Genomic DNA, 12,269 nt, shown 5'->3' with positions numbered 1-12,269 from the left:
GATATCTTTCCCGCAAAGGACACGCCCATGCTCATGCGCAAAGGTCTTCTCGCCACCCTCCTGCTGGCCGCCATCGGTAGCACCGCCCAGGCCGCCGACGAAGTGGTGGTCTACTCCTCGCGCATCGACGAGCTGATCAAGCCGGTGTTCGACGCCTACACCGAGAAGACCGGGGTGAAGATCAAGTTCATCACCGACAAGGAAGCGCCGCTGATGGCGCGGATCAAGGCCGAAGGCGCCAATACCCCGGCCGACCTGTTGCTGACCGTCGACGCCGGCAACCTCTGGCAGGCGGAGAAGATGGGCATCCTGCAGCCCTTCGATTCGCCCACCCTGGACGCCAACATCCCGCCGCAGTACCGCTCCGGCACTGACAGCTGGACCGGCCTGTCGCTGCGCGCGCGCACCATTGCCTACTCCACCCAGCGGGTGAAGCCCGAGGAGCTGAGTACCTACGAGGCGCTGGCGGACAAACAGTGGGAAGGCCGCCTGTGCCTGCGCACGGCGAAGAAGGTCTACAACCAGTCGCTGACTGCCACCCTTATCGAGACCCACGGCGAGCAGAAGACCGAGCAAATCCTCAAGGGCTGGGTGAGCAACCTGGCCACCGACGTGTTCTCCGACGACACCGCGCTGCTCCAGGCCATCGCCGCCGGTCAGTGCGACGTCGGCATCGTCAACACCTATTACTTCGGCCGCCTGCACCAGGAGAAGCCGGACCTGCCGGTGAAACTGTTCTGGCCGAACCAGGGCGACCGTGGCGTGCACGTCAACCTGTCGGGCATCGGCCTGACCAGGTACGCGCCGCACCCGGAGGCGGCGAAGAAGCTGGTGGAGTGGATGACCGGCCCGGAGGCCCAGGCGCTGTTCGCCGGCATCAACCAGGAATTCCCGGCCAACCCGAAGGTGGAGCCTTCGAAGGAAGTGGCGGCCTGGGGCGCGTTCAAGGCCGACAGCATCCCGGTGGAAGTCGCCGGCAAGCGCCAGGCCGAGGCGATCAAGCTGATGGATCGCGCCGGCTGGAACTGATGGGTAGCCCTCAGGGCGCGGGCTGGTATTGCACGGAAAGCGGCTTGCCGCTCTCCGCCAGCAGGCAGGTGAAGTGTCCGTCCAGCTGTTCGCCCTTGCGCAGGGTGGCGCGCAGCGCCTTGCTGGCCACCACGCCCTTGACCTCGCCGGTATAGCTTTCCTCCCGCACGCTGCTGGCATCCAACCAGGTCTGCTGCCAGCGTTGCTGCATGGTCGGATCGCTGGCAAAGGAGCGCGAGGCCAGGTCCATGCAGGCTTCGAGCGAGCTCGGTGGCTCGGCAAAGGCGGCGCCGCACAGCGAGCAAAGCAGCAGGGCGGGGAGGGTTGGGGTGAGCCGCATGGGGTTTCTCCTGAGGGACGGCGATGGCAAAGTGGCCGATTCGACCGCTCTACCTTGCGCTTTATCCCTGCATCCTCGCGATCAGTTGATTTCGAGTCTGCGAGCGGATATTTCCCGGTGTCATTCGGATACGCCTGACACTGATGCTCTTCAAGCGAGAGCGCCCACGGACGTTTCTGGATAACCCGTTACATGCGCTTCAACCGCTGGTATCCCATCACCTTCATCGTTGCCGCCCTGGTATTGCTGCCGATCAGCGTGCTGCTGCTGAGCTGGGCGGAGATCGACCGGGAAATCTGGGCGCACCTCTGGGATACCCAGCTACCGCGCCTGCTGGGCAACACGCTGGTGCTGGTCGGCGGCGTCGGCGTCGGGGTGACGCTGCTGGGCGTGAGTCTCGCCTGGCTCACCAGCCTCTGCGAATTCCCCGGCCGGCGCTGGCTGGACTGGGCGTTGATGCTGCCCTTCGCGGTGCCGGCCTACGTTCTGGCGTTCGTCTTCGTCGGCCTGCTGGACTTCGCCGGACCGGTGCAGACGCTGCTGCGCGAGTGGTTCGGCAGCGGCCTGCGGCTGCCCCGGGTGCGCTCCACCGGCGGGGTGATCATCGTCCTGGTGCTGGTGTTCTACCCCTACGTCTACCTGCTGGCGCGCACCGCCTTCCTCGCCCAGGGGCGCGGGCTGACCGAGGCGGCGCGGGTCCTCGGGCTGTCGCCCTGGATGGCGTTCTGGCGGGTCGCCCTGCCCATGGCGCGGCCGGCGATCGGCGCGGGCCTTGCCCTGGCGATCATGGAGACCCTGGCGGACTTCGGCACCGTCTCGGTGTTCAACTTCGATACCTTCACCACTGCGGTGTACAAGACCTGGTATGGCTTCTACAGCCTCTCCAGCGCCACCCAGTTGGCCAGCCTGCTGCTGCTCTTCGTCATGCTGGTGCTGCTGGGCGAGCGCTACAGCCGGGGCCGCAGCGGCGTGCCCAGCGAGCGGCCGCGTGGTGCTGCCCTGTATCGCCTGCATGGTTGGAAGGCGTTCGCGGCGACGGCCTGGTGCCTGCTGGTGTTCGCTTGTGCCTTCGTCATTCCCGTGCTGCAACTGCTGGCCTGGTGCTGGCAGAAGGGCCGTTTCGATCTCGACGAGCGCTATTGGGGGTTGATCCTGCACAGCCTCTACCTGGGCGGGCTTGCCGCGCTGGTGACGGTGGCGGTGGCGCTGCTGCTGGCCTTTGCCCGCCGCCTGTCGCCCACCGCGGCGGTGCGTTCGGCAGTCGGCATTTCCAACCTAGGCTACGCGCTGCCCGGCTCGGTGCTGGCGGTGGCGATCATGCTGGCCTTCAGCTGGCTGGATAACCATGCGGTGATCCCGCTGTCCTCCGCCTTGGGCGGCGCCGGCAAACCCCTGCTGCTGGGCAGTCTCGGTGCGCTGCTGGTGGCCTACCTGATCCGCTTCATGGCGGTGGCCCACGGCCCGCTGGAGGGCGCCCTGGCGCGTATCCGTCCGTCGCTGCCGGAGGCATCGCGCAGTCTCGGAGTGGGCGGAGCGGGACTATTCTTCAGGGTCTACCTGCCCCTGTTGCTGCCGGGGACGCTGAGCGCCGCGCTGCTGGTGTTCGTCGATGTGCTCAAGGAAATGCCCGCGACGCTGCTGATGCGCCCCTTTGGTTGGGACACGCTGGCCGTACGGGTCTTCGAAATGACCAGCGAGGGCGAGTGGGCGCGGGCCGCGCTGCCGGCCCTGACGCTGGTGCTGGTGGGGCTGTTCCCGGTCATCGGCCTGATCCGTCGTTCGGCCCGTGCGGCCGGTTGTGCCGATCGCTGAGATTCGACCGTCGGACCCGCTGTCCACGGGCCGGTCATGCGACTACAATGCGCGCGTTTCGTGCGGGCCGTACTCGCGCTCCGCACCCGCCTCGCCCGGAAGGAGACCACCCATGGGACAGCGCACACCGCTCTATGATTTGCACGTCGCCCTCGGCGCCAAGATCGTCGATTTCGGCGGCTGGGACATGCCGCTGCACTACGGTTCGCAAGTCGAAGAGCACCACCAGGTACGTCGCGACTGCGGCGTGTTCGACGTTTCCCACATGACCGTGGTCGACGTCACCGGTCCGCAGGCGAAGGAATACCTGCAACGACTCCTGGCCAACGACGTCGAACGACTGCAAACCCCGGGCAAGGCGCTGTACAGCGGCATGCTCAACGACCGTGGCGGGGTGGTCGACGACCTGATCGTCTACCTCGGCGTGTACGGCTACCGCGTGGTGGTCAACGCCTCCACCCGCGACAAGGACATGGCCTGGATGCAGGCCCATACCGAAGGCTTCGACGTCACCCTGACCGAGCGCGCGGACCTCGCCATGCTGGCCGTGCAGGGCCCGAATGCCCGCGAGAAGACCGCCGAGCTGGTCACCCCTTCGCGCGCTGCGCTGATCCGCGAACTCAAGCCCTTCCAGGGCAAGGCCGACGGTGACTGGTTCATCGCCCGCACCGGCTATACCGGCGAGGACGGCCTGGAAATCATGCTGCCGGCCGCCGAGGCGCCGGGCTTCCTCAACGAACTGGTCGGCGCCGGCATTGCCCCGGCGGGCCTGGGCGCGCGCGACACCCTGCGCCTGGAAGCCGGGATGAACCTGTACGGCCAGGACATGGACGAAGACATCTCCCCGCTGGCCGCCAACATGGGCTGGACCATCGCCTGGGAGCCGGCCGGGCGCGACTTCATCGGCCGCAAGGCCCTGGAAGCGCAGAAAGCCGCGGGCGATACGCCCAAGCTGGTCGGTCTGGTGCTGGAAGAGCGCGGCGTGCTGCGCGCCCACCAGGTGGTGCGCGTCGCCGGTGTCGGCGATGGCGAAATCACCAGCGGCAGCTTCTCCCCGACGCTGGGCAAATCCATCGCCCTGGCCCGCGTGCCGGCGGCCACCGGCGACCGCGCCGAGGTGGAGATCCGTGGCAAGTGGTACCCGGTTCGCGTCGTTCAGCCGAATTTCGTGCGTCATGGCAAAGCCCTGATCTAAATTGCATGATCTAACTTGAATAGGGCGGCACCGCCGCCCGTCGCCCAGTCACCGAGGAAAAACAACATGAGCAATATCCCCGCCGACCTGCGTTACGCCGCCAGCCATGAGTGGGCGCGCCTGGAAGCCGACGGTACCGTGACCGTGGGCATCTCCGACCACGCCCAGGAAGCCCTGGGCGACGTGGTCTTCGTCGAACTGCCGGAAGTGGGCAAGACCCTCGCCGCCGGCCAGGAAGCCGGTGTGGTCGAGTCGGTGAAGGCCGCCTCGGACATCTATGCCCCGGTGGGCGGCGAAGTCATCGCCGTCAACGACGTACTGGCCGACACCCCCGAAGAAGTGAACAACGACCCGTACGGCTCCTGGTTCTTCAAGCTCAAGCCGAGCAACCCGGCCGAGCTGGACAAGCTGCTGGACGCCGCCGGCTACCGCGCGGCCAGCGACGCCGACGCGTAAGACACCGCTGTACACACAGGCCTCGACTCGTCGGGGCCTGTTCTTTTAGGGAACGACTTTTTTCGAGACCGACGCCATGTCGAACACCCCTTCGCTGTCCCAGCTGCACCAGCCCGACGCTTTCCTCGCCCGCCACCTGGGGCCCGATGCCGTCGAACAACAGGCCATGCTCGACACGCTAGGCGTCGCCAGCCGCGATGACCTGATCGTGCAGACGGTGCCGCCGGCCATCCGCCTGAACCGGCCGCTGGACCTGCCGGCCGCGCTCGACGAGCAGGGCGCGCTGGCGAAGCTGAAGGGGTATGCGCAGAAGAACGAGCTGTGGACCAGCCTGATCGGCATCGGTTACTACGGCACCCTGACCCCCACGGTCATCCTGCGCAACGTGCTGGAGAACCCGGGCTGGTACACCGCCTACACGCCGTACCAGCCGGAAATCGCCCAGGGTCGTCTGGAATCCCTGCTGAACTTCCAGCAGATGACCATCGACCTCACCGGCCTCGACCTCGCCAGCGCCTCGCTGCTCGACGAAGCCACCGCCGCCGCCGAGGCCATGGCCCTAGCCAAGCGCGTGGCCAAGTCCAAGAGCAACCTGTTCTTCGTCGACGCCCAGTGCCATCCGCAGACCATCTCCGTGGTGCAGACCCGCGCCGACGCCTTCGGCTTCGAGGTGGTGGTCGACGAGGTGGACAACCTCGGCCAGCACGCGGTGTTCGGCGCGCTGCTGCAATACCCCGATACCCGCGGCGAGATCCGCGACCTGCGCAGCCTGATCGACGCGCTGCATGCCCAGCAGGCTATCGCCTGCGTGGCCAGCGACCTGCTCGCGCTGCTGCTGCTCACCCCGCCGGGCGAGCTGGGCGCCGACGTGGTGCTGGGCAGCGCCCAGCGCTTCGGCGTGCCCATGGGCTACGGCGGCCCGCACGCGGCTTTCTTCGCCTGCCGCGACGAATACAAGCGCGCCATGCCGGGCCGGATCATCGGCGTGTCCAAGGACGCCCGTGGCAACACCGCGCTGCGCATGGCGCTGCAGACCCGCGAGCAGCACATCCGCCGCGAGAAGGCCAACTCCAACGTCTGTACCTCGCAGGTGCTGCTGGCCAACATCGCCAGCCTGTACGCCGTGTACCACGGCCCGCAGGGCCTCAAGCGCATCGCCCAGCGTGTGCACCGCCTGACTGCCGTACTGGCCGCCGGCCTGACCGCCAAGGGCGTGAAGATCGTCAACCAGCACTTCTTCGACACCCTGACCCTGGACGTCGGTGCTGGCCAGCAGGCCATCGTCGAGCGCGCCCGCGCCGCCCGGGTGAACCTGCGCATCGTCGGTGAGGACCGCCTGGGTGTGAGCCTGGACGAAACCAGCAGCGCCGACACTCTCGCTACTCTATTCGACATCCTGCTGGGTGCCGGCCACGGCCTGGACGTCGCCCAGCTCGACGCCGGTAATGTCGCCGATGGCATCCCCGCCGACCTGCAGCGCAGCAGCGGCTACCTGACCCACCCGGTGTTCAACCGCCACCACAGCGAAACCGAGATGCTGCGCTACCTGCGCCAGCTCGAAGGCAAGGACCTGGCGCTGAACCAGGCGATGATCCCGCTGGGCTCCTGCACCATGAAGCTCAACGCCACCAGCGAGATGATCCCGATCACCTGGCCGGAATTCGCCAGCCTGCACCCCTTCGTGCCGCGTGAGCAGGCCGAGGGCTACCGCCTGATGATCGAGGAGCTGGAGCGCTGGCTCTGCGCGATCACCGGCTTCGACGCCATCTGCATGCAGCCCAACTCCGGCGCCCAGGGCGAATACGCGGGCCTGCTGGCGATCCGCAAGTACCACGAGAGCCGTGGCGATGCGCACCGCAACATCTGCCTGATCCCGTCCTCGGCCCACGGCACCAACCCGGCCTCGGCGATCATGGCGAGCATGCGCGTGGTCATCGTCGAGTGCGACAAGGGCGGCAACGTCGACCTGGAAGACCTCAAGCGCAAGGCCGAGGAAGCCGGTTCGCAGCTGTCCTGCCTGATGATCACCTACCCCTCCACCCATGGCGTGTACGAGGAAGGCATCCGCGAGATCTGCGAGGTGATCCACGCCCACGGTGGCCAGGTCTACATGGACGGCGCCAACCTCAACGCCCAGGTGGGCCTGGCGCGCCCGGCGGACATCGGCGCCGACGTGTCGCACATGAACCTGCACAAGACCTTCTGCATCCCCCACGGCGGTGGCGGTCCGGGCATGGGCCCGATCGGCGTGAAGAAGCACCTCGCGCCCTTCGTCGCCAACCACCCGGTGATCCGCATCGAAGGCCCGAACCCGCTCAACGGCGCGGTGAGCGCCGCGCCCTGGGGCAGCGCCAGCATCCTGCCGATCAGCTGGATGTACATCGCCATGATGGGCCCGCAGCTGGCGGATGCCACCGAGGTGGCGATCCTCAATGCCAACTACGTGGCCAGCAAGCTCGACGGCGCCTTCCCGGTGCTCTACCGCGGCCGCAACGACCGCGTCGCCCACGAATGCATCCTCGACCTGCGCCCGCTCAAGGCGCAGACCGGGATCAGCGAGGAAGACGTGGCCAAGCGCCTGATGGACTACGGCTTCCACGCGCCGACCATGTCCTTCCCGGTGCCCGGCACCCTGATGGTGGAGCCGACCGAGAGCGAGTCCAAGCATGAGCTGGACCGCTTCATCGAGGCGATGCTGTCGATCCGCGGAGAAATCGCCAAGGTCGAGAGCGGCGAATGGCCGGCCGAGGACAACCCGCTCAAGCGTGCGCCGCACACCCTGGCGGACGTCACTGGGCTGTGGGAGCGCCCGTACGAGATCGCCGAGGCGGTGACGCCGACCGAGCATACCCGCGCCTTCAAGTACTGGCCGGCGGTGAACCGCGTGGACAACGTCTATGGCGACCGCAACCTGTTCTGTGCGTGCGTGCCGGTGGATGACTATCGCGAGTGATCGCTGAGTCGGACTGAAAAAGCCGCCTTCGGGCGGCTTTTTCGTGGTGATGATTTCGCCGCTATGGACGGGCTTTTCGTAGGAGCGAGCTTGCTCGCGAATTGTCCCAGCGGCGGAGTCGCCTGTAACCACGTTTCGTAGGAGCGGACTTCGTCCGCGATGCTCTTGTAGGGCGAATAACGCTCCAAGCGTTATCCGCCGATTTGACATTCGGCGTTTCTGCGCCGCTTCGGCGTGCTCGGATGTCTTCTGTTTCGCCCCCTCGGGCGAGCCGAACTGAAAAGCCGCCTTCGGGCGGCTTTTTCGTGGTGGCGATTTCGCCGCTATGGACGGGATTTTCGTAGGAGCGAGCTTGCTCGCGAATTGTCCCAGCGGCGGAGTCGCCTGTAACCACGTTTCGTAGGAGCGGACTTTGTCCGCGATGCTCTTGTAGGGCGAATAACGCTCCAAGCGTTATCCGCCGATATGACGTTCGGCGTTTCTGCGCCGCTTCGGCGTGCTCGGATGTCTTCTGTTTCGCCCCCTCGGGCGAGTTACTTTCTCAAACGACAGAAAGTAACCAAAGGTCTTTGCCCCATCATCCGGGTCCCGCTTCGCGGGACTTCCCTCGCTCCATCGAAGTTTCAGGGGCCCGCGCTGACGGGCCATCCCTGGCCCGACAGCGCTCTCGCGGCATCCATGCCGCTCAACCCCTGAAACTCCGATTCCACTCGGCCTCCTGAAGGGGCGTTCCGGTGTGTGCGGATGTTTTTCTGGAAGTCTTAAAGTGCCAGAGCCAGAGCCAGAGCGTGGCGCTCTGGCTCCCGTAGGAGAGACGGGGGCGCCTAGCCCTTGTCCGCGAAATCCCGCGCGGAGGACCCCGTTGCTACAGGAAAACGTCAGGGCCTTGCGCCTCCTGTGGCGAACCTGGCTGATCTGCCGGTGCATCGCGGGCATGGCCCGCTCCTACAGGGAGGCAGGAACGTAGGGCGTATAACGCTCGACGTTATACGCCGATTAGCCTTGTCCTGGTGGCGCTGCGGGGTTTGGTCTCGGAGCCGGCTTCAAATCGGGGTTTAACGGCGTACAACCGCGAACGGTTGTACGCCCTACGGTGCGACGGCCAGCGTTAGGGCGTGACGCTGGGCGGGCGGAGTAACCCGATCCTCCCGCCGGCCACGCCAGCAGGGAACGGCCCGTGGCGAGCGCCAGGGGCCGCGCCGGTGGGGCTCAGTGGGCAGGTGCATCGTCGCTGCGGGCCAGGATGGCGTTGGCCAGGTCCATGTCGCTGCGATCACGCAGGCTGGGATTGTCGTTGCGCAGGCGGGTCAGGGCGGATTCAAGGTAGGGGCCGCGGATCGCACCGTCGCTGGCGACATAGGCGCTGGCGTCGTCCTGGGCGGCGACGATCAGTTTGTGGTCATGCCTGAAGGTCAGGTAGAGCGACGCGGTGGTCGCGCCGGACGAGATGATATCGCGCAGGAAGTCATCGGCCAGGGCCGAGGTAACGGGCAGGGCGAGCAGGGCGAGTACGGTGGCCAGTTTGGCGGTGTGCATCAGAATCACCTCCGGAGGGTCCGTGTACAGGTGAGATGCGCGGGGTTTGCGGGGAGTTCCACCTTTGCGCCGGGCGGCGCGCACCGTGTGGGGAGGCGGCGCGCGCCGTGGCGGTCAGCGTTGACTGGCGAGCAGGGCGGTGGCCAGTTCCGCGTCGCTGGCGTTGGCCAGTGCCGGGTTGCCGGTGCGCATCTGCTGCAGCGCGGCCTCAAGGTAGGGGCCGCGAATGGCGCCATCGGTGGCGATGAAGCTGGCGGCATCGTCCTGGGCCGGGCCAACCAGTTTGTGGTCGTCGCGGCTGGTCAGGTAGCTCGAGGCGGTGGTGGCGCCGGAGGTCAGGACCGAGTGCCAGAAGTCGCTGTCTTCGGCCATGGCCGAGGCCAGCGGGAATAGGGTGAACGCAATGACGGCGGGGATGAAGCGGCGACGCATGGTAACTCCTTGATTGAGTGCGTCTGTCAGAGCGTTTGCCGCTTCCTGAGTTCCCGCCTGCTCGTCGGAAGATTCACTCACGCTTGAGCGTGGGATCGTCCGGATTCTGTTGCTCCAGTTCCGCCAGCAGCATCTGCACCTTCTGCATCTGCCCGGTCTCGCGCAGGTAGCCGATCAGCGCCAGGCGTGCCGTACGGTTGGCCGGGTGGCGCTGCAGCAGTGCCTCCAGCTCATGGGCGGCGGCGTCGGCTTCGCCGCTGTCGTGCAGGGCGATGGCCAGCACGTAGCGGAACTGGTCGTCGTCCGGCGACAGGCGCACCGCTTCGCGCAATTCCTTGAGCGCCGCCGGGCGCTCGCCCTGGCGCACCAGGGCGAGGCCCTTGACGTGGTGCAGCAGCCCGGCGGACGGATGCTGGCGCAGGGCGTCGTCGAGCAGTTGGCCGGCATCGGCCTGGCGACCGTTGGCTTCCAGCCACTGGATCAGCGTGACGGTGGCTGGCAGGAAGTCCGGGTTGTGCTGTATCGCCGCGCGGAGCGCCGGCTCCACCTGGTCGCTCCGACCGGTTCGCTGGTAGAGCATGGCGAGGTTGAGGTTGGCCTCGGCGCGCTCCGCCAGGCTCTTCTGGACTTCCTCGTATTCGCGCAACCCCTTGTCCAGGGCCTCGTCGAGGCCGGGGCGAGCCTGCGGCGGCAACTGCGACAACTGCCAGGCCGCGGTGATGCGCACGGCACGGATCGGGTCATTCAGCAGGGGAGCCATCAGGGGCACCAGCACCAGGGCCTGCTGCGGCCCATTGGCGAGGGGCATGACGACGTTGATGGCGGCCGTGCGCACCAGCGGATCGGGGTCCTTCAGGCCCTGCGCCGCCAGTTCCAGCGAGCGGGGGCTGGGGTAGTCAGGCAGTTCGGCCAGCAGTGTCGCGCGGCGGATCGCCGGCAGCTCCGGCGAGGCCAGCAGCAGGTGCAGCGCACGGGAAGCACCCGGCTTGCCGTCACGGGCTTTCCAGAGGGTGTCGTCGTAGCGTGGCGTGGGATTGCCCGAGGCGTTCGGCTTGGCCGGCTGTTCGCTGGCGTACCACTGCTGGAACTGCTCGGCGATCTTCTTCGCCGGGGTGTCCTTGTGGCAGGCCAGGCAGGCGTCGGGCGCGCCGATACGCCGTGCATGCGCGGGGTCGGGCAGGCTGAAACCGTGGTCGTGGCGGTAGTCGTTGACCATGTAGTAGCGGCCCGGCATGTGACAGGACGTGCACTGCGCACCGGGGCTGCCGGGTTCGTGGTGATGGTGCTCGGGCGAGTCGTAGTTCTTCGCCTTCAGGCCCTTGCCGTCGATCTGCGGGCGCACCGGCTTGCCGGCGGTGTTGTGGCATTGCAGGCAGACGCCGTTGCCTGGCGCCTTCAGCTCGCCGCTGTGGGGATTGTGGCAGTCGGTGCACTGCACGCCCTTGGCGAACATCTTGCTCTGGGTGAAGGAGCCCCATTCGAAGACTTCGTCCTTGATCTTGCCGTCGATCTCATAGAGCTCGTGGGTCAGGGTGCTGGGCAGGTAGTCGTCCATGAAGCGGTTTTTGTTCTGGTAGCCGTCGCCCAGCGGCGCGCGGCGGGCGTGGCAGCGTGCGCAGGTTTCCACCACGGTGCTCTGGCTGGCATTTTTCAGCGGCACCTCGAAGCCCTTGTCGGCGCTGCGGTCCGGTTTCTGCGCCCATTCCAGGTGCTTCGATGCAGGGCCATGGCAGGCCTGGCAGCCGACGCCGAGGCTGTTCCAGTGGCTGGCGAAGCTGTCGGTTTTGGCGTCGTAATTGCGCTTGAAGCCGGTGGTGTGGCATTCGACGCACATGAAGTTGGCGTTCTGCGCCGGGCGGGTCCAGTGCAGCTCGTCCTTGTAGTCGATGCGTTGGCCGGGCATCAGCTGGAACCAGCGGTGCTTGCGGCTATCCCAGGCAACGCCGAGGGCCTGAAGACGGCCACCCGGATATTCCAGCAAGTATTGTTGCAGGGGTTCGATGCCAAAGGTGTAGGCCACCTTGAAGTCCGCCGGCTTGCCGTCGTTGCCGGGGGTGTTGACCCAGTATTCGTCGCCCTTGCGGAAGAAACGGGTGGTCTCGATCTCGCCCTTGAAGGTGACGTCGGCGAAATCGCCGAGCACGTTGCCTTCGCTGGCCGGCTTCATCGCCTGCTGGTGATGGGAGCCCTGCCAGTCCTTGGTCTGTGCCTGGTGGCACCCGGTGCAGGTGGATTCGGCAACCAGTTGCGCGGATTGCGGCGCAGGTGTCGGCGCCTGTGCAGCCGGTGCGGGGTTCCGGGCCGGCGGCTGGCCGCTCGGCAGGGTGACGCCATTGTCCTGCTCTACCCAGATCCAGGCGCCGACGGTGGCCGCCAGCAGCAGCCCGGCCACCACGGCGAGCCAGGTGCGGCGCGGTGCGGACGGTTGGGGCGCGTGGGGAGTGGGGCGAGGCTTCTTGGTCTTGTGGGACATGGACATCCGTTGTTCCGCGACGACTCCAGGGGTAAGGGAGCTT

Annotated in this window: 9 protein-coding genes; 5 read left to right on the top strand and 4 right to left on the bottom strand. The window is 66.9% G+C overall.

What is annotated here, in order from left to right:
• The first annotated feature begins 27 nt into the window (after positions 1–27).
• Positions 28–1,029, top strand: coding sequence for a Fe(3+) ABC transporter substrate-binding protein (locus tag ACQ5BL_RS16870; protein ID WP_243809168.1), 1,002 nt, complete (start codon positions 28–30; stop codon positions 1,027–1,029).
• A 10-nt stretch (positions 1,030–1,039) separates the two neighbouring features.
• Here the strand turns inward: ACQ5BL_RS16870 and ACQ5BL_RS16865 are convergent, their stop codons facing one another.
• Positions 1,040–1,369, bottom strand: a complete 330-nt coding sequence (locus tag ACQ5BL_RS16865; RefSeq protein WP_243809169.1) for a hypothetical protein — start codon at positions 1,367–1,369, stop codon at positions 1,040–1,042.
• Positions 1,370–1,561: 192 nt separating this feature from the next.
• Between ACQ5BL_RS16865 and ACQ5BL_RS16860 the strand changes: the two genes are divergently transcribed.
• The 4 genes from ACQ5BL_RS16860 (at position 1,562) to gcvP (ending at position 7,785) form a co-directional block, all read left to right on the top strand.
• Positions 1,562–3,181, top strand: coding sequence for an ABC transporter permease (locus tag ACQ5BL_RS16860; RefSeq protein WP_243809170.1), 1,620 nt, complete (start codon positions 1,562–1,564; stop codon positions 3,179–3,181).
• A 112-nt stretch (positions 3,182–3,293) separates the two neighbouring features.
• Positions 3,294–4,376: a glycine cleavage system aminomethyltransferase GcvT gene (gene gcvT / locus ACQ5BL_RS16855; RefSeq protein ID WP_207885733.1), complete on the top strand. Its 1,083-nt coding sequence runs from the start codon at positions 3,294–3,296 to the stop codon at positions 4,374–4,376.
• A 66-nt stretch (positions 4,377–4,442) separates the two neighbouring features.
• Complete coding sequence (gcvH, locus tag ACQ5BL_RS16850) at positions 4,443–4,832, top strand: glycine cleavage system protein GcvH (protein WP_045213109.1); 390 nt, start codon at positions 4,443–4,445, stop codon at positions 4,830–4,832.
• A gap of 76 nt (positions 4,833–4,908) precedes the next feature.
• Positions 4,909–7,785, top strand: coding sequence for an aminomethyl-transferring glycine dehydrogenase (gene gcvP / locus ACQ5BL_RS16845; protein ID WP_243809171.1), 2,877 nt, complete (start codon positions 4,909–4,911; stop codon positions 7,783–7,785).
• Positions 7,786–8,994: 1,209 nt separating this feature from the next.
• Here gcvP and ACQ5BL_RS16840 read toward each other — a convergent pair.
• The 3 genes from ACQ5BL_RS16840 to ACQ5BL_RS16830 form a co-directional block, all read right to left on the bottom strand.
• Entirely contained in the window at positions 8,995–9,321 is a 327-nt protein-coding gene (locus ACQ5BL_RS16840; RefSeq protein WP_243808065.1) for a DUF2388 domain-containing protein, read from the bottom strand.
• 114 nt (positions 9,322–9,435) lie between these two features.
• Complete coding sequence (locus tag ACQ5BL_RS16835; RefSeq protein WP_207885730.1) at positions 9,436–9,753, bottom strand: DUF2388 domain-containing protein; 318 nt, start codon at positions 9,751–9,753, stop codon at positions 9,436–9,438.
• 73 nt (positions 9,754–9,826) lie between these two features.
• The gene (locus tag ACQ5BL_RS16830; protein WP_243808064.1) at positions 9,827–12,232 is read right to left on the bottom strand and encodes a tetratricopeptide repeat protein; all 2,406 of its coding nucleotides are present in this window, start codon (positions 12,230–12,232) and stop codon (positions 9,827–9,829) included.
• Between the last annotated feature and the right edge of the window lie 37 nt (positions 12,233–12,269).

Origin of the sequence: Pseudomonas sp. B1-22, assembly GCF_050474425.1 — a bacterium.
GTDB lineage: Bacteria > Pseudomonadota > Gammaproteobacteria > Pseudomonadales > Pseudomonadaceae > Pseudomonas.
The sequence above is the reverse complement of the archived record's forward strand: the minus strand, read 5'-3'. Positions and strand labels throughout refer to the sequence as shown.

Coding starts and splice junctions, on each gene's coding strand:
- ACQ5BL_RS16865 (WP_243809169.1), bottom strand. CDS start 1,369: ATGCGGCTCACCCCAACCCTCCCCGCCCTGCTGCTTTGCTCGCTGTGC.
- gcvH (WP_045213109.1), top strand. CDS start 4,443: ATGAGCAATATCCCCGCCGACCTGCGTTACGCCGCCAGCCATGAGTGG.
- ACQ5BL_RS16830 (WP_243808064.1), bottom strand. CDS start 12,232: ATGTCCATGTCCCACAAGACCAAGAAGCCTCGCCCCACTCCCCACGCG.
- gcvT (WP_207885733.1), top strand. CDS start 3,294: ATGGGACAGCGCACACCGCTCTATGATTTGCACGTCGCCCTCGGCGCC.
- gcvP (WP_243809171.1), top strand. CDS start 4,909: ATGTCGAACACCCCTTCGCTGTCCCAGCTGCACCAGCCCGACGCTTTC.
- ACQ5BL_RS16860 (WP_243809170.1), top strand. CDS start 1,562: ATGCGCTTCAACCGCTGGTATCCCATCACCTTCATCGTTGCCGCCCTG.
- ACQ5BL_RS16840 (WP_243808065.1), bottom strand. CDS start 9,321: ATGCACACCGCCAAACTGGCCACCGTACTCGCCCTGCTCGCCCTGCCC.
- ACQ5BL_RS16870 (WP_243809168.1), top strand. CDS start 28: ATGCTCATGCGCAAAGGTCTTCTCGCCACCCTCCTGCTGGCCGCCATC.
- ACQ5BL_RS16835 (WP_207885730.1), bottom strand. CDS start 9,753: ATGCGTCGCCGCTTCATCCCCGCCGTCATTGCGTTCACCCTATTCCCG.